The 25,262-nt window shown below is 72.0% G+C and carries 21 protein-coding genes and 1 riboswitch; of the genes, 4 read left to right on the top strand and 17 right to left on the bottom strand.

The genetic code is table 11. The features are described 5' to 3' along the window. Positions 1-64 precede the first annotated feature (64 nt). The gene (gene gcvP, locus NE236_RS01955; protein WP_252840013.1) at positions 65-2,902 is read right to left on the bottom strand and encodes an aminomethyl-transferring glycine dehydrogenase; all 2,838 of its coding nucleotides are present in this window, start codon (positions 2,900-2,902) and stop codon (positions 65-67) included. 168 nt (positions 2,903-3,070) lie between these two features. After that, positions 3,071-3,167, bottom strand: a riboswitch (glycine riboswitch). A gap of 167 nt (positions 3,168-3,334) precedes the next feature. Between gcvP and NE236_RS01950 the strand changes: the two genes are divergently transcribed. After that, positions 3,335-4,204: an SCO6745 family protein gene (locus NE236_RS01950; protein WP_252840012.1), complete on the top strand. Its 870-nt coding sequence runs from the start codon at positions 3,335-3,337 to the stop codon at positions 4,202-4,204. Between the two features lie 126 nt (positions 4,205-4,330). On the opposite strand, the gene NE236_RS01945 is transcribed toward NE236_RS01950, so the two are convergent. Both NE236_RS01945 and NE236_RS01940 read right to left on the bottom strand, forming a co-directional pair. Then, complete coding sequence (locus NE236_RS01945; RefSeq protein ID WP_252840011.1) at positions 4,331-5,167, bottom strand: ABC transporter permease; 837 nt, start codon at positions 5,165-5,167, stop codon at positions 4,331-4,333. 34 nt (positions 5,168-5,201) lie between these two features. Continuing rightward, on the bottom strand, positions 5,202-6,161 hold the full coding sequence (locus NE236_RS01940) for an ATP-binding cassette domain-containing protein (protein ID WP_252840010.1): 960 nt from the start codon (positions 6,159-6,161) through the stop codon (positions 5,202-5,204). Between the two features lie 119 nt (positions 6,162-6,280). On the opposite strand from NE236_RS01940, the gene NE236_RS01935 reads away from it, so the two are divergent. Together NE236_RS01935 and NE236_RS01930 are read left to right on the top strand one after the other, a co-directional pair. After that, entirely contained in the window at positions 6,281-7,024 is a 744-nt protein-coding gene (locus NE236_RS01935) for a TetR/AcrR family transcriptional regulator (RefSeq protein WP_252840009.1), read from the top strand. An 85-nt stretch (positions 7,025-7,109) separates the two neighbouring features. Beyond that, positions 7,110-9,653, top strand: coding sequence for a lysylphosphatidylglycerol synthase transmembrane domain-containing protein (locus tag NE236_RS01930; protein WP_252840008.1), 2,544 nt, complete (start codon positions 7,110-7,112; stop codon positions 9,651-9,653). A 38-nt stretch (positions 9,654-9,691) separates the two neighbouring features. On the opposite strand, the gene NE236_RS01925 is transcribed toward NE236_RS01930, so the two are convergent. The 8 genes from NE236_RS01925 to NE236_RS01890 form a co-directional block, all read right to left on the bottom strand. Further along, a complete protein-coding gene (locus tag NE236_RS01925; protein ID WP_252840007.1) occupies positions 9,692-10,696 on the bottom strand; it encodes a glutathione S-transferase family protein in 1,005 nt (334 codons plus the stop codon). Positions 10,697-10,719: 23 nt separating this feature from the next. Further along, complete coding sequence (locus tag NE236_RS01920) at positions 10,720-11,313, bottom strand: MerR family transcriptional regulator (RefSeq protein WP_252840006.1); 594 nt, start codon at positions 11,311-11,313, stop codon at positions 10,720-10,722. Between the two features lie 297 nt (positions 11,314-11,610). Then, positions 11,611-12,081: a bifunctional nuclease family protein gene (locus NE236_RS01915; protein ID WP_252840005.1), complete on the bottom strand. Its 471-nt coding sequence runs from the start codon at positions 12,079-12,081 to the stop codon at positions 11,611-11,613. A gap of 101 nt (positions 12,082-12,182) precedes the next feature. Beyond that, complete coding sequence (ftsR, locus tag NE236_RS01910; RefSeq protein ID WP_252840004.1) at positions 12,183-12,893, bottom strand: transcriptional regulator FtsR; 711 nt, start codon at positions 12,891-12,893, stop codon at positions 12,183-12,185. A 146-nt stretch (positions 12,894-13,039) separates the two neighbouring features. Next, positions 13,040-13,600: an FHA domain-containing protein gene (locus NE236_RS01905; protein WP_252840003.1), complete on the bottom strand. Its 561-nt coding sequence runs from the start codon at positions 13,598-13,600 to the stop codon at positions 13,040-13,042. Positions 13,601-13,922: 322 nt separating this feature from the next. Next, complete coding sequence (locus tag NE236_RS01900; protein WP_252840002.1) at positions 13,923-14,603, bottom strand: DUF881 domain-containing protein; 681 nt, start codon at positions 14,601-14,603, stop codon at positions 13,923-13,925. Then, positions 14,600-14,932, bottom strand: a complete 333-nt coding sequence (locus NE236_RS01895; RefSeq protein ID WP_252840001.1) for a small basic family protein — start codon at positions 14,930-14,932, stop codon at positions 14,600-14,602. Before NE236_RS01895 ends, NE236_RS01900 begins: the two co-directional genes overlap by 4 nt. After that, positions 14,929-15,777 carry a DUF881 domain-containing protein gene (locus NE236_RS01890; protein ID WP_252840000.1) on the bottom strand — a complete coding sequence of 283 codons (849 nt, stop codon included), beginning with the start codon at positions 15,775-15,777 and terminating at the stop codon, positions 14,929-14,931. Before NE236_RS01890 ends, NE236_RS01895 begins: the two co-directional genes overlap by 4 nt. A gap of 152 nt (positions 15,778-15,929) precedes the next feature. Between NE236_RS01890 and NE236_RS01885 the strand changes: the two genes are divergently transcribed. Next, positions 15,930-16,343 carry a hypothetical protein gene (locus NE236_RS01885; RefSeq protein WP_252839999.1) on the top strand — a complete coding sequence of 138 codons (414 nt, stop codon included), beginning with the start codon at positions 15,930-15,932 and terminating at the stop codon, positions 16,341-16,343. Between the two features lie 102 nt (positions 16,344-16,445). Here the strand turns inward: NE236_RS01885 and NE236_RS01880 are convergent, their stop codons facing one another. The 6 genes from NE236_RS01880 to NE236_RS01855 form a co-directional block, all read right to left on the bottom strand. After that, complete coding sequence (locus tag NE236_RS01880; RefSeq protein WP_252839998.1) at positions 16,446-17,543, bottom strand: alpha/beta fold hydrolase; 1,098 nt, start codon at positions 17,541-17,543, stop codon at positions 16,446-16,448. Continuing rightward, positions 17,540-20,038 carry a sugar phosphate nucleotidyltransferase gene (locus NE236_RS01875; protein ID WP_252839997.1) on the bottom strand — a complete coding sequence of 833 codons (2,499 nt, stop codon included), beginning with the start codon at positions 20,036-20,038 and terminating at the stop codon, positions 17,540-17,542. Before NE236_RS01875 ends, NE236_RS01880 begins: the two co-directional genes overlap by 4 nt. 28 nt (positions 20,039-20,066) lie before the next feature. Then, positions 20,067-20,660 carry a cardiolipin synthase ClsA gene (clsA, locus tag NE236_RS01870; protein ID WP_252839996.1) on the bottom strand — a complete coding sequence of 198 codons (594 nt, stop codon included), beginning with the start codon at positions 20,658-20,660 and terminating at the stop codon, positions 20,067-20,069. Positions 20,661-21,203: 543 nt separating this feature from the next. Further along, the gene (locus NE236_RS01865; protein WP_252839995.1) at positions 21,204-22,181 is read right to left on the bottom strand and encodes an aldo/keto reductase; all 978 of its coding nucleotides are present in this window, start codon (positions 22,179-22,181) and stop codon (positions 21,204-21,206) included. A gap of 390 nt (positions 22,182-22,571) precedes the next feature. Continuing rightward, entirely contained in the window at positions 22,572-24,212 is a 1,641-nt protein-coding gene (locus tag NE236_RS01860) for a beta-N-acetylhexosaminidase (RefSeq protein ID WP_252839994.1), read from the bottom strand. Positions 24,213-24,346: 134 nt separating this feature from the next. Then, on the bottom strand, positions 24,347-25,234 hold the full coding sequence (locus NE236_RS01855; RefSeq protein ID WP_252839993.1) for a phosphotransferase family protein: 888 nt from the start codon (positions 25,232-25,234) through the stop codon (positions 24,347-24,349). Positions 25,235-25,262 lie beyond the last annotated feature (28 nt).

Raw genomic sequence — 25,262 nt, 5'->3', positions numbered from 1 at the left:
GGCACCATGAGACGGCGGGACCGCGGGGCGACCCGCGGTCCCGCCGTCTTTCGCGGGCCCGGCCTTAGGACTCGAAGGCCTCCGGAGGCGGGCAGGAGCAGATCAGGTTGCGGTCGCCGTGCGCCTGGTCGATGCGGCGCACCGGCGGCCAGTACTTGTTCTCCCGCAGGGCCGGCAGCGGGTACGCCGCGTCCTCCCGGCCGTAGGAGTGCTTCCAGTCGGTGGTGAGCAGCGACGCGGCGGTGTGCGGGGCGTTCTTCAGCGGGTTGTCGTCGGCGTCGTACTCCCCGGCCACCACCCGCTCGATCTCCCGGCGGATCTCGATCATCGCGTCGCAGAAGCGGTCGAGCTCGGCCAGGTCCTCGCTCTCGGTGGGCTCGATCATCAGAGTGCCCGCGACCGGGAACGCCAGGGTCGGCGCGTGCAGGCCGTAGTCGACGAGCCGCTTGGCGACGTCCTCCGCCGTGATCTTCGTGTCCTTGGCGATCTTGCGGAGGTCGATGATGCACTCGTGCGCGACCAGACCGCCCCGGCCGGTGTAGAGCACCGGGTAGTGCTCCGACAGCCGCTTCGCGACGTAGTTGGCGGCCAGCACCGCCGTCTCCGTGGCCGCGCGCAGCCCGTCGGCGCCCATCATCGCGATGTAGGTCCACGAGATCGGCAGGATGCCCGCCGAACCCCAGGGCGCGGCGGAGATCGGGCCGCTGCCCGTCTCCGGGCCGGCCTCGGGCCGCAGCGGGTGGTTGGGCAGGAACGGCACCAGGTGCTCGCGCACCCCCACCGGGCCGACGCCGGGGCCGCCCCCGCCGTGCGGGATGCAGAAGGTCTTGTGCAGGTTCAGGTGTGAGACGTCCGCGCCGAACTCCCCGAGCCGGGCCAGCCCGACGAGGGCGTTGAGGTTGGCGCCGTCGACGTACACCTGGCCGCCCGCGTCGTGCACGCTCTTGCAGACCTCGGTGATCGTCTCCTCGTAGATGCCGTGCGTCGAGGGGTACGTCACCATGATCGCGGCGAGCCGGTCACGGTGCTTGTCGATCTTGGCGTGCAGGTCGTCGAGGTCGATGTCGCCGTGGTCGGTGCTCTTGACGACGACCACGCGCATGCCGGCCATGACCGCGCTGGCGGCGTTGGTGCCGTGCGCGGATGACGGGATGAGGCAGACGTCGCGGTGACCCTCACCGCGGGCGGCGTGGTAACCGTGCACGGCGAGAAGGCCGGCCAGCTCGCCCTGGGAGCCGGCGTTGGGCTGTACCGACACCTTCGCGTACCCGGTGATCTCGGCCAGCCACGCCTCCAGCTCCCCGATCAGCCGGAGGTAGCCGCGCGCCTGCTCCAGCGGCGCGAACGGGTGGATCTGCGCGAACTCCGGCCAGGTGATCGGCTCCATCTCGGTCGTCGCGTTCAGCTTCATCGTGCAGGAGCCCAACGGGATCATCGAGCGGTCCAGCGCGATGTCCTTGTCCTGCAGGCGGCGGAGGTAGCGCAGCATCGCCGTCTCCGAGCGGTGCGCGTGGAACACCGGGTGCGTCAGGTAGTCGCTCTGCCGGCGGACCTCCGCGGGCAGCGCGGCGCCCGGGATGACGGACAGGGACTCGTCCTCGGCCAGGCCGAACGCCCGCCACACCTCGGTGACGTGCTCGTCCGTCGTCGTCTCGTCGCAGGCGACGCCCACGTGGTCGGCGTCCACGAGGCGCAGGTTGACGCCGCGCTCGCGCGCCCGGCGCACGACCTCCTCGGCCCGGCCGGGGACGCGGGCGAGGACCGTGTCGAAGAACGTCTCGTGAACGATCTCGGCGCCGAGCGCGGCGAGCCCGCCCGCGAGGCGCACCGCGTGCGCGTGCACCCGCTCGGCGATGCCCCGCAGACCCTCCGGGCCGTGGTAGACGGCGTACATGCTCGCCATGACGGCCAGCAGCACCTGGGCGGTGCAGATGTTGCTCGTGGCCTTCTCCCGGCGGATGTGCTGCTCACGCGTCTGCAGCGCCAGGCGGTACGCCGGGTCGCCGTCGACGTCGACGGACACGCCGACGAGACGGCCGGGCAGCTGCCGCTGCAGGCCCTCGCGCACCGCCATGTAGCCGGCGTGCGGACCGCCGAAACCGTACGGCACGCCGAACCGCTGCGACGTGCCGACCGCGATGTCCGCGCCGAACTCCCCCGGCGGCGTGAGCAGCGTCAGGGCCAGCAGGTCGGCGGCCACGACGACCTGTGCGCCGCGCTCGTGCGCGGCGTCCGTCACGGCCGACAGGTCGCGCACGGCGCCGCTCGCGCCCGGGTACTGCAGCAGGACGCCGAAGAACTCACCGTCCGGCAGGCCCGCGGACAGGTCGGCGACGACCACGTCGAGGCCCAGCGGCAGCGCGCGGGTGCGGATCACCTCGATCGTCTGGGGCAACGCGTCGGCGTCGATCAGGAAGGTGTCCCCGGCCTTGGCGGCCCGGTGCGCGAGGGTCATCGCCTCGGCCGCCGCGGTGCCCTCGTCGAGCAGGGAGGCGTTCGCGACCGGCAGCCCCGTCAGGTCGCTCACGACGGTCTGGAAGTTCAGCAGTGCCTCCAGGCGCCCCTGGGAGATCTCCGGCTGGTACGGGGTGTAGGCGGTGTACCAGCCGGGGTTCTCCAGGACGTTGCGGAGGATCACTCCGGGGGTGACCGTGCCGTGGTAGCCCAGGCCGATCATGGAGGTGAGCACCTGGTTCTCCGAGGCCAGCTCGCGCAGCCGGGCCAGCGCCTGCACCTCGGTCAGCGCGGGAGGCAGGTCGAGCGGCCGGTCGGTGCGGATCGCCGTGGGAACCGCGGCGTCGACGAGGGCCTGGACACTCGGAAAGCCGACGGCCTTGGCCATCTCGGCGCGGTCGGTGCGGGACGGCCCGATGTGCCGGTCGGCGAAGGGGACCTCGGTCATTGGGGAGCCTCCTGGTGCGATGGATGCGCAACCACCACCGGGCAGGCCGGTGGCCGGTCTCCCCCTCTGTCAGGTGGACCTGAGAGCTTCACCGCGCCGGAACGCGGTTTGCACCTTCGGTGAGGCCCGGCGACCACGTGGATCACCGGCCCTGCTTTCCAGAGGTGCCTCACTCGTACGGTCCTTTTGCCTGAGAGGTTCCGGGGAGGGTTGCTCCTTCGGCGCCCCGCACCACACTGTGCGAGGGCTCTCCCGTACGAGGTCGACGGCGCTTCCACCCTACCGGAGGCCCCGCCCTCCCCCACGGCCCCGGCCGCCCTCCCCCACGGTCCGGGGGTCCATGGCCACTCTCGCGTGTCCCCTTCACCGAGCGATCCGTCCGCACAGGTGATCGTGCGACGATGGGCCGGGCCACGGAGACGAGGAGGTCCGGTGGACGAGACCTGGCGTCTGATCGAGTCGTGTCACGCGTTCGTCTACTTCGCACCGGAGACCCGAGCGCTGTACGCCGACGCGGGTCTCAAGGGTTTCTGGATGGGCTACTTCGCCTCCCGGTCGGCGGCCCTCGGCGCGCCGTCACCCGAGGTGGTCACGGCGGCGTTCTCCAACTTCGCGCCGCGCATGGTGGCCCGCGCGATCCCGGACGCCTGGAGGTACTCCTCACCCGAGACCGTGCTGGCCGCCCGGACGGCCGTCGCCGACCGGTCCCTGCGCCGTCTGCTCGGCGACCTGGTGGACTCGGCCGACGTCGCGGAGGCCGCGGCCCTGGCGATGCGGGCGGTGGAGGCGTCGCCGGCAGCGGGTCGCGTCCTGTTCGCGGCGCATGCCGCCCTGCCCCGGCCCGCCGAGCCGCACCTGGCGCTGTGGCACGCCGTCACCGCGCTCCGGGAGTTCCGCGGGGACGGGCACGTCGCCGTTCTGCTCACGGCCGGGATCGACGGCTGTGAGGCGAACGTCGTCACGGGGGCGATGGGCCTCACCCCGCCCGAGCAGCGCGACCTCCGGGGCTGGACCGGGCAGGAGTGGGCGGCCGCCGCCGACCGGTTGCGCGTCCGGGGCATCCTCGACGCGGACGGCGCCCTGACCTCCGAAGGGCGGGCGGAGCGGCAGGCGATCGAGGACGCCACCGACCGGCTCGCCCGCCCGCCTCTGGAGGCCCTCGGCCCGGACGGCGCGGCCCGGCTGACCGACCTGCTCCGCCCGCTCGCGGAGCGAATCATCGAGGCCGGTGCCATCCCTTTCCCCAACGCTATGGCCATGCCCCGGACCGTCGGCCGGGACGCCGGCGGGGCCGCCTTCTGATCCCGCGCCGCCCGTCCCGGACTCCCGCTCACCGCTCCCCGCCCCCGGCTCTGATCCCCGGCACATGCTCCCGGCCACCTGATCCGGTCGCCGCCCGGTCGGCCCGGCGGCCGGAGCGTCGACCTGTCAGTGGTCGACCGTCCGGTAGCGGTGCACCGAGGCCGGGACGAAGAGCACCAGGAGGACGATCGACCACAGCAGCGTCGCGACCACGGGATGCGCGAGCGGCCACACGAGGTGCGCGCTCCCCGTGGTGCCGGGGCTGCCGAACAGGTCCCGGCACGCCGCGACGATCGCGCTCACGGGATTCCAGTCGGCGATGACGCGCAGCCACGTGGGCATGCCCCCGGTCGGCACGAAGGAGTTGGACACCATCGTGATCGGGAAGATCAGCGGAACGAGCTTGTCGAGCGTCTCCTCTTTGATCATCAGCCCGAGCAGGACCCCGCCCCAGCTGATCGCGTAGCGCAGCAGGACGAGGAGACCGAAGGCCGCCATGGTCCGGGCCGGCCCCTCATGGGGACGCCAGCCGATGGCGAAGCCGCACACGACCATGCCCGCCATGGCCAGGGCACCGGTGATGATGTCCGCTCCGGTCTGCCCGAACGGCACCGCCGACCGCGCCATCGGCATCGACCGGAACCGGTCCATGACACCGCGGCCGGCGTCCTGCGCGACCACCGTCGCGGTGGCCAGCACGCCGGTGAACGCGGTCATCCCGAACAGGCCGGGCATCAGATACTCGCGGTAGTTTCCCCCGCCCGGTATCGGGATGGCACTGCCGAAGACGTAGCCGAACATCAGCACCATGACCGCCGGGAAGACCAGCTCGGCGATCAGCTGTCCCGGCTGCGACTTCAGGTGGGCGAGATTTCGCCGTACGACCGTCCACCCGTCGGCCAGCGCCCATCGGAGTCGTCCGGCGACGGAGACGGGACGCGTCGGGATCTGCAGGACGCTCACCGGAGCACCATCCCTGTGTCGGTGGTCGTGAGACTCATGCCGCCGCCTCCTCGGCCGTGGGCTCGCCGGTGAGGCGGAGGAACACCTCGTCGAGCGTCGGGCGGCGCATGGCGACGTCCTCGGCCGTGACACCCGCCTGGTCGAGTTCGCGCACCATGTCGGTGAAGGACACCGAGCCCTTGACCGGGACCCCGACCCTCCGGTTGGCGCGGTCGATCTCGGGTTCGGCGCCGGTGGTGCTCTTCAGCACCATCGCCGCCGTCTCCAGCGTCGCCACGTCCCGGACGACGACGTCGACCCGGGTGCCGATCGTGGCCTTCAGCTCGTCGGGGGTGCCGGAGGCGATCACCCGTCCGTGGTCGACCACCGCGATGCGGTCGGCGAGTTGGTCGGCCTCGTCCAGGTACTGCGTCGTGAGCACGACCGTTGTCCCGCCCGCGACGAGCTCACGGATGGTGTCCCAGATCTCGCCGCGGCTGCGTGGGTCCAGCCCCGTGGTCGGCTCGTCGAGGAAGAGCACCGGCGGCGCGATGATCAGGCTGGCGATCAGGTCGACGCGCCGCCGCATGCCGCCGGAGTAGGTCTTCACGATGCGGTCGGCGGCGTGCGCCAGGCCGAACCTCTCGAGGAGCTCGTCCGCCCTCGCCCGGGCGACGCGCTCGGGCAGGTGGTAGAGGCGGCCGAACATCCGCAGGTTGTCGCGGCCGCTGAGCCTGTCGTCCATCGACGCGTGCTGGCCCGCCAGACCGATGCGGAAACGCACCTCGTCGGCGTCGCGTACGACGTCGTACCCGGCCACCCGTGCCCGCCCCGCGTCCGGCAGGGCGAGGGTGGTCAGCACGCGCACCGCCGTGCTCTTTCCCGCGCCGTTCGGCCCGAGGAGCCCGCAGACCGTGCCCCGCACCACCTCCAGGTCGAGCCCGCGCAGAGCCTCCGTCCGGCCGAACCGCTTGCGCAGGCCCTCGGCCCACACCGCGATCTCTGGATCATCCATGGCCACCCCTCAAGAAAACAGCGTACGTCGTACACGCGACTGTGTACAGAGTACGCGCATCTGCGTACGCCGTACAAGCGCTGATACGATGTACGCGTTCAGCTGCGGAAAGGGACCCGATGACGCCGGACGACCGCGACGACGCCACAGCGCCGGAGCAGCGCGTCACCATCTGGGAACGCCTCGACCGCCCCGGCCGCGGCCCCCGGCCCACGCTGACCCACGACCAGATCGCGCGAGCCGGGGTGGAGATCGCCGACGAGCAGGGGCTCGACGCCGTCTCCATGCGGCGCCTGGCCGAGCGCCTGGGTGTCGCCACCATGGCGCTCTATCGCTACGTCTCGAGCAAGGACGACCTGCTCGAGCTCATGATCGACGCGGTGTCCGCCGAGATCGAGCTCCCGCCGGACGCGGGCTGGAGGGACCTCGCACGGAGCTTCGCCCACCAGCTCCGCGCGGTGGGCCTGCGGCATCCCTGGCTGACCGCGGCGTTCGCGCGCGTCCCCCACGCGCTCACGCCCAACCTGATCGCGCGGGTCGAGGACATACTCCACTCGCTCGACGGCCTCGCCCTCGATGTCGACGCGATGATGGCCGTGTTCGGCACCGTCAACGCGTTCGTACGCGGGGCGACGGCCGGCGAGGTCGTTCAGCGCGAGGCCGCACGGAAGGAAGGCCGGGAATCGGAGGAGGAGACGAAGCTCGCCCACCTGCCGTATGTACGGTGGCTGATGGGGCTCGACCGGTACCCCACGCTCACCCGTTACATCATCGAGGGCTCCAACGAGGACGACGCGCAGTGGCAGTTCGAATTCGGCCTGGAATGCGTCCTGGACGGGATCGGCACCCGGCTCGGGATCTGACCCGCGCCTCCGCCACGGCATCGATCGGACGACACAACGGACGCCCCCGGCGCGCTCCGGACGATGGGCTGGGAGGATTCTCAGCGTGTCCGTGAACGAATCCTCCGGCCGGCCACCCGGCACCGACCGCGCCGTTCAGGGAAATCCTCCCCCACCGCCCGCCGTCCAGGTGGACCCGGCGGCGAATGGGGCCACGGAACCGGCCCGCGGCCGCCCTGCCTCTCCGCCCGCGCACACCCCGCCCGCCCCAACGGCAGAGGTGCCGGTCGACGAGCCGTCGCTGCCCCGGCGCATCCGGCGGCCCGCGGACGCCATCCGCTTCCTGCTGTCGGTGGGCGTCATCGTGCTCATCCTGGCGCTGGCCCACGTGGCGCGGCACACGACCAGCGGCCTGGCCTCCGACATCGCCCACGGCACCGAGCGGGCACCGCACCTGCTCCTCACACTCGCCAACCTCGCCTCCGGAATCGGCGTTCTGGCCGTCCCGGTCGCCTTCGGCGTGGACCGCGTGATCCGCCGCAACGGCCTGCGGGTGGCCATCGGTGTGCTGGCCGCCGTGGTCGCGCTCGGCGTCTCCCTCGCCCTCGACTCGTGGATCACCGCGGCGGGCATGCGCGACCTCGCCTGGTATCTGACGTGGAAGCGGCACGGCGGGTGGTTCCCCGGGCCCGCGCACATCGACATCACGCCCGTCATCGCCTACGTCACCGCCGTGGGGCTGGGCGGGCGCACCCGCTGGCAGCTCGTCACCTGGGGCGTGATCGGCCTGGACGCCGTCGCGTCGCTGGCGACCGGCGCCATCACGCCGCTGGCGGTGCTGACCACGTACCTCATCGGCCGCGCCGTCGGCTACGGCACCCTCTACGCGGTCGGCTCCCCCAACATCCGCCCGCCCGGTGGCGCGGTGATGGCCGCTCTCCGTCGCGTCGGCCTGGTCCCGGTCCGCGCCGCGCGCGCGGGCGACGGTCCCGAGGACACCCGTCGCTATACGGCCGCGCTCACTGATGGCCGGACCGTCGACGTCGCCGTGCTCGACCGCGACCAGCAGACGGCGGGGCTGCTCTACCGCCTGTGGCGGCGGGCGCGGCTGCGCGGCGGGATGCCGCCCCGTACGATCCGGTCGCTGCGGCACTCGCTGGAGCAGGAGTCGCTGATGGCCTACGCCGTCGCGGCGGCGGGCGCCTCCACCCCGCGGTTGCTGGCGACGTCGGAGGTGGGCAGCGAGGCCGCGCTGCTCGCCTACGAGCGCGTTCCCGGCAGGCGCCTCGCCGACCTTCCCGACGAGGAGCTGACCGACGAACTGCTCGCCGCGGTCTGGACCCAGCTGAAGCACCTGCAGGACCGGCGTCTCGCGCACCGCCGCCTGGGCGGCGAGAGCATCCTCGTCGACGAGGCCGGGCGGCCGTACCTCGTGGACCTGCGCGCCGGTGAGACCGCGGCCGGCGACCTCGTCCTCCGGATCGATCTGGCGCAGCTCCTGACCGAGCTGGCCCTGCGCGTCGGCGCCGAGCGGGCGGTGCGCACGGCCGCCGATGTGCTCGGCGCCGACGCCCTCGGCGGCGCCGTGCCGCTGCTGCAGAACGTCGTGCTCGCCCGATCGACGAGGAACGCGCTGCGCAGGGACAGGAAGCTGCTCAGCCGGATCCGGGAACAGATCCGCGTCCTGCGGCCGGAGCTCGTGACGGCCTCCGAGCCGCTGCGGCTCGACCGTTTCCGGCCGCGCACGCTGCTGAGCGTGATCGCCGGGACCGTCGGGGCGTACCTGCTCCTGTCCCAGCTCGGCAACGTCAACCTGCCCGATCTGGTGGCCCACGCCGATTGGCGCTGGTTCGCCGTCGGCGGGCTGGCCTCGGCGATCAGCTACCTGGCGGCGGCCCTCATGCTGATCGGGTTCGTGCCGGAGCGGCTGCCGCTCGGCCGTACGATCCTGGTGCAGCTCGTCGCGTCCTTCGTCAAGCTCGTGGCGCCCGCCGCCGTCGGAGGCATCGCGGTGAACACGCGCTACCTCCAGCGGGCCGGCGTGCCGGCCGGCCAGGCGGCCGCGAGCGTCGGCGCGTCACAGCTGACGGGGATGGTCTTCCACATCCTCATGCTGGCGTTGTTCGGCTACATCACCGGCAGCAACAGCGGGCCGTCGCTGCCGCCGTCGCGGATCATCATCGTCTCGCTGCTCGCGGCGGCCGTGCTGGCGATCCTCGTCCTGTCGATCGGGCCGTTGCGGCGGCTCGTCGCCTCGCGGATGCGGTCGATGTTCTCCGGGGTGCTCCCCCGCCTGCTGGACGTGCTGCAGTCGCCCAAGAAGCTCGCGACGGGCCTGGGCGGCACGATCCTGCTCACGATCGCCTTCGTGGTCTGCCTGGACGCGTCGATCCGCGCGTTCGGGGGCTCGCTGAGCCTGACGACGGTCGCGGTGGTGTTCCTCACCGGTAACGCCCTGGGCTCGGCCGCTCCGACGCCGGGCGGGCTCGGCGCCGTGGAGGGCGCCCTGTCACTGGGGCTGACCCTCGCCGGACTGCCAGCGGGGACGGCGACGTCGGCGGTGCTGCTGTTCCGGCTGCACACGTTCTGGCTGCCCGTCCTGCCCGGCTGGGCGTCCCTGTCCTACCTCCAGCGCAAAGGCGCGATCTGACCGTCCCCGGCGCCCGACGCGTCACGGATCGCCGGTGATCAGGGCAGGTCGGGCACGCGTTCCGCCGCGGAGACGGGGCCGGGCGGAGTGCCGTCGCCGAAGGGCCGGCCGCCCAGCTCCTCGCGGCCGTGCGGGATGGTCCAGCCGCTCAGGTCTGGGCCGAGCGGGACGATCCTGGTCGGGTTGATCTCGTGGTGGACGTAGTAGTAGTGCCGCTTAACGTGGTCGAAGTCGACCGTGTCCCCGAAACCCGGCGTCTGAAATAGGTCACGGACGTAGGCCCACAAGACAGGCATCTCGGCGATCTTGCTGCGGTTGCACTTAAAGTGGCCGTGGTAGACGGCGTCGAAGCGGACCAGGGTGACGAACAGCCGGATGTCGGCCTCGGTGATCGAGTCGCCGACGAGGTAGCGGCGGCGCTCCAGCCGTTCGGACAGGACGTCGAGCCGCTCGAACAGGCGGCGGAAGCGCCGCTCGTACGCCGCCTGGTCCCGGGTGAAGCCGCACATGTACACACCGTTGTTCACGTCGCGGAAGACGTCCTCATTGACGGCGTCGATCTCGTCGCGCAGCCGCTCCGGGTACAGGTCCGGCGCGCCCGGCCGGCGATGGGCCGTCCACTCGGTGGACAGGTCCAGGGTGATCTGCGGGTAGTCGTTGGTCACCAGCCGCCCGCTGGGCACGTCCACGATCGCCGGGACGCTCACGCCGCCGTCGTAGCCCGGCTCGGCCGCCTGGTACGCCTCGGAGAGGTAGCGGATGCCCAGGACGGGGTCACGGCCGTCCGGGTCGAGCGTGAACCGCCAGCTGCGCTCGTCCTGGATCGGGTCGACGATCGCCATCGAGATCGCCTTCTCCAGGCCGAGCAGCCGCCGTACGATCACGACCCGGCTCGCCCACGGGCAGGCGCGGCTGACCACCAGGCGGTACCGGCCGGCCTCGACCGGCCAGGGCGAGGAGCCGTCGGCGGTGATGCGGTCGGTGAAGTGGCTCGGCGACCGAGTGAACTCCTTGTCGCCCTGCTGCGTGACGCTCAATTCCATCCGCTCTCGAGAAGATCTGCGGGTCAACCGGTCTTGCGCACCCGGCGGCGACTGGCCAACTCGTCGTGCGGGCTGTCCCCGCCCGTGTCCACGCGTTCGGCGGGCATCTCGGCGAGGCTGCCCTCGACCTCCTGCCAGACCCGCCCCAGCGCGATGCCGAACACCCCCTGGCCGCCCTGGAGGAGATCGACGACCTCGTCAGGGGACGTGCACTCGTAGACGCTCACGCCGTCGCTCATCAAGGTGATCCGTGCGAGATCGTGGACCCCGCGGTCTCGCAGGTGCTCGACGGCGATGCGTATCTGCTGCAGGGACACCCCCGTGTCGAGCAGGCGCTTGACGACCTTCAGCACGAGGATGTCGCGGAAGCTGTACAGGCGTTGTGATCCCGACCCCTGGGCGGAACGCACGCTGGGCACCACCAGCTCCGTGCGCGCCCAGTAGTCAAGCTGGCGGTAGCTGATGCCCGCCGCGGCGCATGCCGTTGGGCCGCGGAACCCGACGTCGTCGGGCAGGGGCGACACGCTCCCGCCGAACAGGAGCCCCTGCTCCCCGGCGCGTTGAGACGCATCATGCCTTTCGCGGGTCGCCTTGCCCTCGCCGCTGCTTGCCGCCACGCGGACCTCCGGCTCTATCATCCGCAGCGATCCACCAAGGGGGTTTGACGGAATTACGCCGCGGGTGTTCAAGCAGCACGGTAGGTCGCGGCCTCTGCAGGGTCAACGTTCGCCGTCGGCGCGTCGCAGCCAACACAAACCGTTACGACATCTCCTAAACCCCATAATCGGCGCTATCGACGGCACCTGCCCATGTAGGTGACGCTCTTCGCGCCCTGAAAGTTCCCGCGAAGCCGGGAGGAACTTTTCCCCCGGGATTACGATCCTGCTACTCAGCGGAGTCTTCCGGGAGGGTGCTCAGGTGGCGCGGCCGAAGTCCTCCGGCGAGATCGTGTCCAGGAACTCGCGGAACTTCTCGACCTCGTCCTCCTGCTCGTCGGGGATCGCCACGCCCGCCTCTTCGAGCACGTCCTCACTCGCGAAGATCGACGCGCCGGTGCGCAGGGCCAGGGCGATGGAGTCCGAGGGACGGGCGCTCACCTCGGCGCCGTTGGAGAACACCAGATCGGCGAAGAAGATGCCCTCCCGCAGGGCGGTGATGTTCACCGTCCGCAACTGGACGTCGAAGGCCTCGAGCACGTCCCGGAACAGATCATGAGTGAGCGGGCGCGCCGGCAGCACGCCCTGCTGGGCGAAGGCGATCGCGGTCGCCTCGACCGCGCCGATCCAGATCGGCAGATACCGATCGCCGTCGGTCTCCTTCAGCAGGACGATGGGCTGGTTGGAGGGCATCTCGACCCGGACGCCGACGACCTCCATCTGCTTCACAGCGGCTCCCTGCTGAGACGGCTACCCGAAACCCTTGTAGCCAACGTACACCCGAGGCGCGCTGAGCCGGGGAGCGGAGGACGGGTCCGAACCGTGATCTCTCAAGGATCGAGGCCTTCCCGCAACCCGGTCGAGACCAGAGCGGCGTGGAGCTTCAGCGACAGCGCCGCGATCTCGCGCGCGGTCTCGGTGGCACGGGCGCGCGCACCCGGGTTGCGCCGCCGCATGGCCGGTGCGACGGCCGCCTCGATCAGGCCGATCTCCCGCTCCGCCGCGGCCTTCACCGCCCGCAGGTGACGCGCCTCGAATCCGAAGGACCGCAACGCCGCCGCCGCGCGGGCGATCGTGAGCGCGTCGCGGTCGTAGTGGCCGCCGGTGCGGCGCACCAGCCCGAACTCCTCCAGCTCGGCGAGCGCGTCGGCGTCGATCCCGGCCGCGTCGGCGAGCTGCCGGCGTGTCAGCCGGACCTCGGCGTTCTCGTCGGCCGTGCTGTCGGTCGCGACGAGGCCCCGCGGCGCCCGGCGGCGCCCGGCGAGCGGGGGCGGGTCCAGCCCCCGATCGACGGCGTCCAGATGCTCCTTGATGACCCGCAGCGGGAGGTAGTGGTCACGCTGAGCGACCAGGATGAACTTCAGCCGCTCGGCGTCCGACGGAGCGAACTTGCGATATCCGGACGGGCTGCGCTCCGGCTCGATCAGCCCCTCCGCCTCCAGGAACCGGATCTTGGAGATCGTGATGTCCGGGAACTCGGCGGACAGGAGGCCGAGCACCTCCCCGATCGTCATGTACGCACGGGCCGCGGATGCGCTCATCCCCACCCCCGGTCCGACGGCGCGCGGACCCGCGCGCCGTCATCCGGCGTCCACGCGCCCGCGTGGCGCCCGTCGCTCACGGCGTCCCCGGGCACACGGCCAGCGCGCGCCCCCTCAGCGTCGACCACACCGCGCCTCCGGCTTCGTCACGGCCCTCCAGCAGGCCGGCCATCGCCCCTTCCATCGGCGGCGAACTGCGGGTTGGTGAGGAACACCAACCGGAACTTGCCGATCTGGACCTCGTCGCCGCCGGACAACCCGGCCTCGTCGATCCGCTCCCGGTTGACGTAGGTGCCGTTCAGGCTCCCGACGTCGCGCACGGAGAACTGCGCGCCCCTGCGGTAGAACTCGGCATGGCGGCGGGACACGGTGACGTCGTCGAGGAAGATGTCGCTCTCAGGGTGGCGGCCCGCCGTGGTCCGGTCGCTGTCGAGCAGGAACCTGCTCCCGGCGTTCGGCCCCCGCTTCACGACGAGCAGAGCCGTGTCCGGCGGCAGCGCTTCGACCGCCATCTGGTCGGGAGACAGTTCGTCGCCCGGCTCCACGTCGGGAATCGCACCGAGCGAGATCGTCGACGTCGACTCGCCCGGCTCGCCCGGAACCGGCGGCGGCGCGGCACTACGGGTGACCGGAGTTCCGCACTGCGAGCAGAAACGTGCATCCTCCGGGTTGGCGTGACCACACTGCGTGCAGTAGACGCTCGGCATATATCGGCTCGGCCTCCTACCTATGGCCTCGGGTGTGCCTCTGGCACCGTACGGCACGGACGTCGGGCAGGGATGGCACCATCGGCACCGTACCTCCGGTCGGCCCCCAGCACACGATCCCCCCTCCAAGCACCGTCGGTAATGGCGCTGTCATTCCCTCGTCCGCCATCACGACGGTTGCCGCAACTTACGCGGCAATGGCCGAGGGGTCAACCATGACAAGAGTCCTGACCCCTCAAGCTACCTTCGACAGTGATCGTCGGTCCACGCCGCCGCGCGGGTGAAGCCCCGGCGCGCGGCCCGCCACGGCGCCGTCCACGGTCTACGGCGACCGTATCGCACGGACGATGATCCTCTGCTCCTGGGCCACGCTCGCCTGCGCGCCGTCGTTGCGCAGCGTCTGCAGGACCCCGCCCGGAATGCCGAGCGCGGTGGCGAGCGTGTGCGGATCGCCGATCACGAGGAAAAGGTAGGGCCGTGTCAGGAGCCGCCCGTCGGCGACGACGCCGCCGGACGCCGCGTCGGCGAAGTAGGTGCTGACGCCGACACGCACGTCGTCGACCTGAATGACCTCGGCGCCCGCGTCACGCAACTCCTCCAGCGCGTCGAGGAGGTCCTCGGCCCGCAGGCGGCCGCGGGGGTCGTCGACGGTGAACCGGATGCCGGGACCGGCCGCGGGAAGGGTCCCGGCCAGCATGCCGTACGTCGCGGCGCGCCGCCGGGCGTCCTCGACCGCGGTCTCGCCCTGGGTGTCGCGCTCGAGCCCGGCCTTGGTGTTCTCCAGGTCCCGGATGTCGCCGCGCAACCGCTCCGAACGCTGGGACAGGTCGCCCAGGATGCCCACCAGCTCGTCCTGCCGCGCGGTCGCGAACTTGGTGCTCCGGTCGTTGGACCGTACCTCGGCCGTGACGGCGAACCCCAGGACCGCGCACAGTACGCCGATGAGCACCCGCCCCCACGCTTGCTTGCGCTCGCTGCGCGAGCGCGGTTCGCGGGCGGTCATGCCTGGAAGAGCTTGCGGCGGATGGCGGCGACGTTGGAGAAGATCCGGATCCCGAGGACGACCACCACGCCGGTGGACAGCTGCGATCCCACGCCGAGCTGGTCGCCGAAGAACACGATCAGCACGGCGATGATCGTGTTGCTGAGGAAGGAGACGACGAACACCTTCTCGTCGAAGACGCCGTCGAGACGGGCGCGCAGGCCGCCGAACATGGCGTCGAGCGCCGCCACGATCGCGATGGGCAGGTACGGCTGCAGCCACAACGGCACCGCGGGGTGGAAGAACAGGCCCAGGACCACCCCGGCCACCAGGCCGGCCAGAGCGATCACTTCGACGGCACCTCCCCCGCGTAGCGGAGACTGGGGGCCGGTGCGGCGGGGAGTCGCACGCTGTCCTCCTGGCGGATGTCGAAGCGGATGCCGAATGCGGCTTTGAGAGTACGGAACGATCGGGCGGCCGAGGAAGCGGCGAACGACCCGTCCATGCCGCGCGGATCGCCGACGGCGGTCACGGTGTACGGCCGGGACAGCGGCCGGTAGTCGACGAGGATGGCGTCGCCGGCGAAGCGGATCGCGGTGGTGGCGGTCATCCGCTGCCCGTTCACGGCGATCGCGGTCGCTCCGGCGGCCCACAGCCCGTTGACGAGCCGCTGCATGTCCCGGTCGGAGACGCGGCCGCCCTGGGGATCCCCCCGGGTGTGCGAGTCGTCCAGGAGGACGGTCAGCCCCGCTCCGCGAACGGGACCGGCCGCCGCCGCGGCGGCCAGCCGGTCCAGCTCCCGGCGCGCGGCCCGGCCCGCGTCGCTGCGGGCCAGGACGGTCCGCCGCAGGCGGTCGGTCTGCCCGCGCAGCCGGTCGGCCTGCCGCTGCAGCCCGTCGCTCTCGTCCGTCCGCTGCCCGATCTGGCTCAGCAGGGCCCTGCGCTGCCGCTGCGCGACTGGCTCGCCCCGGCGTACCTGGACGACCGCGACGGATCCGAGGAGGCCGAGGACGAGGGTGCCGGCGAGCAGGCTCGCCGACCGGCGCGAACGGCCCCGCCGGTCGCCCGTGGCGGCCCGGCGGGCGGCGGCCTCTTCGTAGCCCGGGTCGAGTCCCTTCCCGGCGAGCAGGTCGGCGAGCAGCGACATCGACGCGTCGGGCCGGTTCCAGCGCGCTCCCTCTCCCCGTTCGCTCATCCGGACATTCTCCCAAGAGCGCGGCACCGGCCGGACCCGGTGCCAGGCCGGATCAGCGGCGTTTCACAGCGAACTCTTAGGAAACGGTCACGGCCTTCGCAGAATGGCACGGTGAACTTGTCTCCATGCGCAGCAGGGCACATGGGGGAACGATGGGGGAACAGGCCGGCGCGGTACCGCTCATGCGGCTGCCGATCAGCGGCTGGACGGTCCGGATCGGCCGGGCCGCCGCCGACCGCGCTGCTCTGGAGGTGTACGAGGGCCTCCGCCTGGCCGATGTCTGCGTCGCCACGCCGGTCTCGGTGTCGGTCCTCCGCGGCGCCTGGCGCAATCCCCGGGGAGGGGCCGGGTGGGCGCTGGCCTGGGGTCAGCTGCCCGCCGGGGTTTCGGCGGTGACCACGGAGTTCACCGGATCGGGCCGCACCCCCGTCATCAGCCGCGTCCCCGCTGTGATCATCGAACGGACCTACTGGGTTGCGGAGGTCGCCGGGGACTTCGCCGGCGTCACCGTGCACGCCGGACCGGCGCTCGTCTCCGGGCGCCTCCGCCGTTCACGCGGCCGCTGACGCGAGCGTCAGGGCACGCGGCTCCGCCGTTCTCCAGGCCGCCGGCGACCGACGACAACGCGGCGAGGCGTCGTCTGGGCGCCGCGCAGCCGGACAGCGGGCTCATGAAACAGCCCCTAGGTCCTCGACGGCGCGGGCGACGCGCGACGGCGCGGAGATCAGCGTCAGATGCCGGGCGCCGGCGATCAGCGTCGGGTTCGGCGCGCCGATCCGGCGGGCGGTCTCGGCCGCGGAGTCCTTGGCGAACACGTGGTCCTCGGCGCCGTACACGACCGCCTTGGGCACGCCGACCGACCGGAGGAGCCCCAGCCGGTCCTCGGTCAGGCCGAGGACGCCGTACCGCAGCATGCCCCAGACCCCCGACTCCGCGCCGGCCACCTCGTAGGGCCTGCGCCACCGGTCCAGCCCGGCCGCGTCGAGCCGGGGACAGCTCGGGCCGCACTGGGTGGAGTAGATCGTGCGGATGAGCCAGTCGGAGCGCACGACCAGGCGCAGGACGGAGGTCCGATAGGGCGGGATGATGAGGTGGCGGACGGCGGAGGGCGGTCCGGCGCCGCCGCTGAGGGCGTCGCCGTCGAGGAACATCAGCCCGCCGGCGCGGTCCGGGGCGCGCAGCGCGGCCTCCGCGACGGCCGCCGCGCCGGACGAGTGCCCGACCAGTACGGGCCGCCGCAGGTGCAGGGCGTCGAGGAAGGCCAGCAGCTGCCGTGCCTGGTGGTCCAGGTCGTACGGGGCGCGCCGGGAGGTGTACCCGGCGCCGTTGAGGTCCAGGGCGTACACGCGATGGTCGCGGGCGAGGATGCCGGCGACCGCTTCCCAGGTGTCGGCCGACTCGGCGGCCCCGTGCACGAGGACGATCGGCGAGCCGCCACCGCCCCACGCGCGGTACCGGGTCATGAGGTCGCCGGTCCGTACATAGGTGAGTCCGGCGGGCACGCGGGAACGGCCGGCGGTGGCCGCGTTGTAGACGACGGACGAGAGCGTCACGGCGACGGCGAGGACGAGGGCGGTCAGGCCCAGCCGCCGTGCCCACCTCCGCCACCACGGGCGCCTCGGCCGGTCCGCGCGGGCGCGTTCGGCCGTTCCCTCCCCCTTCTCCGCCGCGCCGGCCGGATCCTGCTCGGCGGTGGCACGGGCCGCGTCCCGTTCATCGGTGGGGCGCGGCCCGCCCGGGGCCCCGCCGTCGTTCTGGTCGATCACGAGCCGGCCGCCTCCACGACGCCGGCCCAGTTCTCCAGGAGCGCCTGCGCGGAGTCGGGGTCGGCGCCCTCGGCCCACAGGTGGGTGACCGCCTCGGCCGGGTCGGGCAGGACGAGGACCCAGCCGGCATCGTCCTCGATGACGCGGACGCCGTCGGTCGTGTCGATGGGGCGGTCGCCCGCCGCCTCGACGACGTGCCGCATGACGCTGCCCTTGGCCGCCCAGGGGGTGGGCACCGACCGCTTGAGCAGGTGCGCCTCGGGGATCCGCTGGTCGATCTGGGACAGGGTCAGGCGCGTGCGCGCCACCAGGCCGAGCAGTCGCATGAACGCGGCGATGCCGTCCACCGTGGGGCTGAACTCCGGGATCACGAACCCGCCCCTGCCGTCGCCGGCGAAGATGATGTCGTCCGCGGTCGTGGCCTTGGTCAGCACGTCCTGGGAGGTGGAGGTCCACTCGACCTGCACGCCGTGGAAGCGGCACACCTGCTCGGCCACCCGCGTGGTCGTGACCGGCAGCGCGACCCGGCCGCCGCGCCGCTCGGCGGCGACGAGGTCCAGGACCACGAGGAGCCCGCGGTCGTCGCTGATCAGCTCGCCGTTCTCGTTGACGAGGGTGATGCGCTCGGCGACGGTGTCGAAGCGCACGCCGAACGCGGCCCGCGAGGAGGACACGAGGTCGCCCAGCCGCTGCAGATCGCGCATGCGCTCGGCGAGGGTCTCGGTCGGCGACACCTCGTCGAGACGGTTGTTGATCGTGAGGACCTCGACCCCGATGCGGCCGAGCAGCTGCGGCAGCACGAGGGAGGCGGTGCCTCCCGCACAGTCGATCACGATCTTCAGCTCGGCCTCGCGGACCCCGCGCGTGTCGATGCAGCGCTGAATGTCGCGGGCGTAGCTCTCGAAGACACGGGCGGGGTAGGTCAGCTCGGCGATCTCACCGGGGAACGCCCGCCGGTACTCCTGCCGGCTGAACACGCGCTCCAGCTTGCGCTGCGCCGCCTGGGAAAGGTCCGCGCCGTTCTCGTCGAGGAAGAGGATGTCGACGCCCTGCGGGTCGCCCGGCGTCGTACGGATGACGATGCCGCCGGAGCAGTCCTCCCGTGCGGTCTCGTAACGGGCGACGGGGATCGGGCAGGCCTCGAGGTCCTGGACGTTGATCGCGCTGGCGGTGAGCGCGCTCTGTACGGCGCGCTTGAGCGTGCGGGCGGCGCGGGAGGCGTCGCGGGAGGCCGTGACGCCCGCCCCCTTTTTCAACGTGGTGGCGTACGCGCTGGCCAGGCGCACCGCGAGCTCGGGGGTGATCTCGACGTTGACCAGCCCGGACACGCCGCGGGGCCCGAACAGGGTGCGCTGGCCGCGGGACTCCCAGATGACGCTGGTGTTGACGACCGCGCCGGCCTCGATCGTCTTGAACGGGTAGACCTTGACGTCGCTGGAGATGTACGCCTCGGCCTCGATCACGCACTCGTCGCCGACGATCGCGCCCTCCTCGATCCGGGCGGCGGCCATGATGTCCGTGTTCTTGCCCACGACGCAGCCGCGCAGGTTGGTCAGGGGGCCGACGAAGACGTTGTCGTGGACGATGGCGCGGTGCAGGAACGCGCCCTCCTTGACGACGACGTTGCTGCCGAGCACGGTGAACTCCCGCAGCTCCGCGCCCGCCTCGACCTTGGCGTAGTCGCCGATGTAGAGCGGGCCCTTGAGGATCGCCTCGGGGTCGACCTCCGCGCCCTCGCCGACCCAGACGCCCGGTGACATCTCGAACCCGTTCAGCTCGACCTGGATCTTGCCGGACAGCATGTCGGCCTGCGCCTTGAGGTAGCTCTCGTGGGTGCCGACGTCCTCCCAGTAGCCGTCGGCGACGTAGCCGTACAGCGGGGCGCCCTCGGCCAGCAGCTTGGGGAAGACGTCGCCGGACCAGTCGACGGACTCGCCCGCCGCGACGTGGTCGAGCACCTCGGGCTCCATGACGTAGATGCCGGTGTTGACGGTGTCGGAGAACACCTGCCCCCACGTCGGCTTCTCCAGGAACCGCTGGATGCGGCCGTCGTCATCGGCGATGATGATGCCGAACTCCAGCGGGTTGGGCACGCGCTTGAGGCCGATGGTGACAAGGGCGCCGTTCTCCCGGTGGGAGCGCACCATGTCGGTCAGGTCGATGTCGGTGAGCGCGTCGCCGGAGATGACCAGGAAGCGGTCGTCGCGCAGGGCGTCCTGGGCGTTCTTGACGCTGCCGGCGGTGCCGAGGGGCATCTCCTCGGTCGCGTAGCTCAGCGCCATGCCGATCTCTTCACCGTCGCCGAAGTAGTTGCGGACGAGCGCGGCGAGGAACTGGACGGTGACGACCGTCTCGGCGAAGCCGTGCCGTTTGAGCAGGCGCAGAACGTGTTCCATGATCGGCTTGTTGACCACCGGCAGAAGCGGCTTGGGCTGGTTGGCGGTCATCGGGCGCAGGCGGGTGCCTTCGCCGCCCGCCATCACCACGGCCTTCACTGGAGCCACTCCTTCACGGGTACGCCGATCATGGTCGGGGTTCCGCTCCCTTCAGCTCGCCGGAGCTGCGGTCGGCCAGCACCAGCCGGCGGACCTGGACGGTGTAGAGAACGGCGGCCCACCAGTACAGACCCGTTCCCCAGATCGTGAACGACCAGCCGAAGACCTTCGCAAAGGTGGCATAGGTCCCCGAGTGCGCCCCGAGGAAGAGCAGGGGGAAGGCGTAGAGCAGACAGAGCGTCGCCGTCTTGCCCACGAAGTGCACCGGGAGCGCGGCGTAGTCGTGCCGCCGCAGAACGGTGAGGGGCAGGGCCATGTACACCTCACGGCCGACGAGGACGAGCGCCACCCAGAGGGGGACGACGTCGCGGACGACGAGCCCGATGAGCGTCGCGAAGATGTACAGCCGGTCGGCCGCCGGGTCGAGCATCGTGCCGAGCTCGCTCATCTGGTCGAGCATCCGCGCCAGCTTGCCGTCGAGCCAGTCGGACAGCCCTGCGAACACCAGGATGCCGAAGGCCCACCAGTCCTGGTGGATGAGGATCAGCCACAAGAAGACGGGAACGCCGATCAGACGTGCCAGACTCAACGCGTTCGGCCACGTCCACAGACGGTCGTTCAACGCCCCACCTCCCGCTCCCCCACGCTGGTCATGACCTTACCTGTCGGTACCGCCGCCCGGCGTGGCCGGTCCGTGTCCACGGCGCGGCCACGCCGTGGACGGGCCGCGCAGGCCGGGCGCGTTGATCGGCGGATTCGCGGACGGGTGGACGGAAGGGCGCGCGGGGACCGGCTCGTCCGGGTCCGGCCATCGGCGGGGCGAGGGGTGGCCGCGACCCGGGCGGCGTGTTATTCCGGCGGCTCCGGGGTCTGCTCGTCCGTGCCGGCGGACGTGGGCGGCGAGGCCCACGCGAGCTCCACGCAGCAGCCGCTGGGATTGCTGTACCGGCTCTTGCGCCACCCCGAAGATGGGACGCCCGGGTCTGTTCGCCGCATGTGACCCCCTCCAGGGCACCGCCCGCGCGGATCCGTCCCTCGAGGGGCCCACGGATCAACGCGCCGATCCGCGCCGGGGACGCGGCCGGCACCCGATGTGATCGGCATCATATCCCGGCATGTGCATTCTGCACATGCCGGGATACGCGGGGCCGGTCCGGCGCCGGCGTCACCAGCGATCGTGGACCTGCGGGCGGATCCGGCGGTCGTACAGATCGCGGACGGCGTCGAGCGTCGCCTCCGGCAGCGGGGGCAGCCGGCCGGCGGCGGAGTTGGCGCGGACCTGGTCGGCGTTACGGGCACCCGGGATGACCGTCGTGACGCCGGGCTGCTGGATGATCCACCGCAGCGCGGTCTGGGCCGGCGTGGCCCCCGGCGCGGCCAGCGCCGAGAACTCCCCCGCCGCCTCGACGCCGGTGTCGTAGTCCACGCCGGAGAACGTCTCGCCGACGTCGAACGCCTCCCCGCGCCGGTTGAACGTCCGGTGGTCGGCGGGGCCGAACTCGGTGTCGTGGCGGTAGCGGCCGGACAGCAGACCGGACGCCAGCGGCACGCGGGCGATGATCCCCACGCCGGCCTCGGCGGCGGCGGGCAGGACCCGCTCCAGGGGCTTCTGCCGGAAGGCGTTGAGAATGATCTGGACGCCGGCCGTGCCGGGCCGCGCGATCGCGGTCAGCGCCTCGTCGCACGTCTCGACGCTGACGCCGTACGCGGCGACGCGTCCCTCGTCGACGAGGGTGTCCAGGGCGTCGAACACCTCGTCGCGCGAGTAGACGGGCGTCGGCGGGCAGTGCAGCTGGACCAGGTCGAGCGTGTCGACCCCGAGGTTGGCCCGCGACCGGTCGGTCCAGGCGCGGAAGTTGTCCAGGGTGTACTCGGCGGGGTCGAGCGGGGCGCGGCGCCCCATCTTCGTCGCGACGAACAATCCGGGATGGCCGCGCAGGAAGCGGCCGATGATCTGCTCGCTCCGCCCGTCGCCGTACACGTCGGCCGTGTCGAGGAACGTGACCCCGGACTCGACCGCCGCCTCGAGGACGGCGACGGCGTCCTTCTCCTCCACCTGCCCCCAGTCGGCCCCCAACTGCCAGGTGCCGAGCCCGATGACCGACACGCTCCGGTCGATCCTGTCGATGAGACGTTCCTCCATGACAGGCCATTATCGCCGTGACGTGATGGGGCGCTGGACGCCGGTGTCTCGTCACCCACGGCGTCCAGCGCCCGTATCACCGGCCCCGGATGCGCGAGAGGCCGGGCTGTGGAGAGGCTGGATCTACTGGGGCGGATCGACGCGCCTCTCCATCTCAGGTTCCGGTACGGCGGGCTGGGCGGTGCGATTCATTTGGGAAGATCCACTCAGGATCGGCACACCCGCCTACTACCGGAACATTCCGAACGTATCCCCGCAGGTGAGCACAGGGAAGAATTCTTTACTTTACGGAAAATCACAACGTCTGTCTGATTTCGGTCGTGAAGAGCCGACTACGGGAAGCGGACCGAAAACCCGGCCGCGGTCCGCGCGGCACCGGCCGGCGATCGCTCACCGCGCGGGCCACGGAACCTGAGGCGACCGGTAGAACGCCCGGCCCAACGCCGTCCACCGGGGCCCCTGCGCGGCCAGCCGCACGCGGAAGTCGTTCCACGACCGCCCGGTTTGCGGCGTCCAGCCGATCTCGGCGACGGCGGGCAGGCGCGGCAGCGTCATGTAGTCGATGTTCCGGTCGGTGACGATGGTCTCGGTCCACAGCGGTGCCTCGACCCCGGCGACGTCCTTGTCCGTCACGCCGTCGAGGAGCGTCCCCGGATCCCACGCGTAGGCGTCGCGGACCTCGACGAGGCCGGCCCAGTCCTGGCCGAGCGGCGTGCTCGCGGTGTACTTCATGTCGAGGTAGGCGTGGTCGGCGGGCGACATGACGAGCCGGGCGCCCTTGCGCACCGCGGCGCGCGCGGTCTCGGTGCCCTTCTCCGAGCCCTTGGCCGGCTGCCAGTACTGCGCGATCGATCCGCGGGGGACGGTGGCCGCCCCGATGTCGGCCCAGCCGCTCAGCGTCTTGCCGTGCCGCCGCACGATCGCCGCCACGCGCCGCAGGTACTCGGCGTAGTCCGCCGGCTTGGTGCTCATCGCCTCGTCGCCGCCGATGTGGAGGTACGGGCCGGGGGTGAGCTTGGCGAGCCGGCCGAGGACGGCGTCGAGGAACTCGTACGTCACCGGCTTGCCGATGCACAGAGAGCTGAACCCGACGTCGGTGCCGGTGTAGAGCGGCGGGGCGTGACCGTCGCAGTTCAGCTTCGCGTACGAGGCGAGCGCCGCGTTGGTGTGGCCGGGGCCGTCGATCTCCGGCACGACCGTCATGTAGTGCTGGGCGGCGTACCGGACGATCTCGGCGAAGTCGCGTTCGGTGTAGTGGCCTCCGGGGCCGCCTCCGACGGCGGTGCTGCCGCCGTACGAGGCGAGGCGCGGCCAGCCGGGGATCGCGATCCGCCAGCCCTGGTCGTCGCTGAGATGCAGGTGGAGCACGTTGATCTTGTACAGCGCGGCGGTGTCGATGTAGCGCTTCACCTGGGCCACCGTGAAGAAGTGGCGGGCCACGTCGAGCATGGTGCCGCGCCAGGCGAAGCGCGGGGCGTCGTCGACCTCGACCCCGGGCACGCTCCACGGCCCCGGCCGTACGGTGGCGGACTCGACCGCGGGCGGCAGCAGCTGGCGGAGGGTCTGCAGGCCCCGGAAGAGCCCGGTCGGCGTCCCGGAGGACAGCCGCACCGCGTCGCGCCGCACGCTCAGCCGGTAGGCCTCGCCCCCTCCCCCGCCGGTGAGGGACAGGGCGATGGCGCCGGCGGTCCCACCCGTGCGCGAGATCGGCAGGGGGTAGCCCGTGGAGCGGCGCAGGATCGCGGCGAGGTACGTCCCCGCCCGGTCCGCACCGGGCCGTACGACGATGCGCGTGCGCCGGGTGAGCGTGAACGAAACACCGGAGAGCGCGCGAAGGGACGCCGGCGCCGGGACCACGCGCGGCGTGGCGACGGCGGGGGCCGCAGCGTGGAGCGGTAGGCCGGCGACGGCGGGCGCGCCCGGCACGGCGGCCAGGGCGGCGGCCGCCGCGGAGGTCGTCAGGGCCCGCTGCACCGTGGAGGGCCGGTGCCGACGGGGGGCACGCGACGGCGGGGTCGGCAGCGATATCAAGGTCGGCCTCCGGTGAGATCGGCGGCCGGGCGGGCCGCGGCCGGTCACGCCCGCTCCCGGCGCGGCGGCCGGGGACCCCGACGAGCATTAATTAATTAAGGTTCCTTACTGAGTGGAGAGCGTACCCGACCGCGTCACAGGCTCGCCAGGGCGATCGCGGTCCAGTGCTCGAAGCGGGAGTATCCGTCGGCGGCGGCCTGGGTCTCCGGCACGGGCATGTCCAGGATCATGTCGGCGGCGTCCAGCAGGTCCCAGTAGGGGTGGCGGCGGTCGTCCCGGGCCGTTCCCTGGTAGATGGCCAGGAAGCGCTCGGCGACCTCGACGCCGAACTCGATGGCCAGGTTGATCCGCATCCGGGCAAGGTCGACGCCGTACGGGCCCCGGCACCCGGTGGTCCAGTCGACGATCCCGGTCAACCGCTCGCCGGTCCACAGGGTCTGCCCCGGATGGAAGTCGCGGTGGATGAACCCGGTGGGCGTCTCCGGAGCGGGGCCGGCGATCACCTCGAAGGCGCGTTGCCACAGTTCGGGACTGCCCGACCAGGCGGGCGGGCACCGCTCGCCGTAGACGGCGGGGTCGTGGTACGGCGCGTAGGCCCGCAGGTCCGCCTCCGGCGTCACCTCGTGGACGCGCACGAGGGCCTGGACCAGGTGGGTGAGATAGGCGTCCATGTCCCAGGGCGGGGCCGCGGGCCGGCCGGGCACCCGCGTCACGAGGAGCGCGGGGACGTCACAGATGCGGCCGTACGGATCGGCGGCGAGCAGGCGCGGAGCGGGCACCTCGGTGTCGTCGAGGAGCTCCAGGACGGCCGCCTCGTTGGCCGGGACGTACCAGGGATCGGTGCGCAGCCGCGCGGTGTCGTGGAACCGGCGGACCATCAGACGGCGTACGGGATCGGTCCCGGCGTCGATGGCGTGCAGGGTGGTCGAGCCGACGCCCATCGAGCGGATCGAGGTGAGCCGGCCGCCAACGACGTCACGGACCCACGCCAGGACCGTCTCCGGCGGATGCGGAGATGCCATCTACCGGGTGGAACCGATCTCAGCCACG

This window comes from Actinoallomurus purpureus, from assembly GCF_024055795.1.
GTDB classification, from domain to species: Bacteria; Actinomycetota; Actinomycetes; order Streptosporangiales; family Streptosporangiaceae; genus Actinoallomurus; species Actinoallomurus purpureus.
The sequence above is the reverse complement of the archived record's forward strand: the minus strand, read 5'-3'. Positions and strand labels throughout refer to the sequence as shown.

Excerpts from the sequence above, each read along its gene's own strand:
- NE236_RS01935 (WP_252840009.1), top strand. The coding sequence starts at position 6,281 with ATGACGCCGGACGACCGCGACGACGCCACAGCGCCGGAGCAGCGCGTC.
- NE236_RS01940 (WP_252840010.1), bottom strand. The coding sequence starts at position 6,161 with ATGGATGATCCAGAGATCGCGGTGTGGGCCGAGGGCCTGCGCAAGCGG.
- gcvP (WP_252840013.1), bottom strand. The coding sequence starts at position 2,902 with ATGACCGAGGTCCCCTTCGCCGACCGGCACATCGGGCCGTCCCGCACC.
- NE236_RS01900 (WP_252840002.1), bottom strand. The coding sequence starts at position 14,603 with ATGACCGCCCGCGAACCGCGCTCGCGCAGCGAGCGCAAGCAAGCGTGG.
- NE236_RS01925 (WP_252840007.1), bottom strand. The coding sequence starts at position 10,696 with ATGGAATTGAGCGTCACGCAGCAGGGCGACAAGGAGTTCACTCGGTCG.
- NE236_RS01905 (WP_252840003.1), bottom strand. The coding sequence starts at position 13,600 with ATGCCGAGCGTCTACTGCACGCAGTGTGGTCACGCCAACCCGGAGGAT.
- NE236_RS01865 (WP_252839995.1), bottom strand. The coding sequence starts at position 22,181 with ATGGAGGAACGTCTCATCGACAGGATCGACCGGAGCGTGTCGGTCATC.
- NE236_RS01885 (WP_252839999.1), top strand. The coding sequence starts at position 15,930 with ATGGGGGAACAGGCCGGCGCGGTACCGCTCATGCGGCTGCCGATCAGC.
- NE236_RS01855 (WP_252839993.1), bottom strand. The coding sequence starts at position 25,234 with ATGGCATCTCCGCATCCGCCGGAGACGGTCCTGGCGTGGGTCCGTGAC.
- ftsR (WP_252840004.1), bottom strand. The coding sequence starts at position 12,893 with ATGAGCGCATCCGCGGCCCGTGCGTACATGACGATCGGGGAGGTGCTC.
- NE236_RS01890 (WP_252840000.1), bottom strand. The coding sequence starts at position 15,777 with ATGAGCGAACGGGGAGAGGGAGCGCGCTGGAACCGGCCCGACGCGTCG.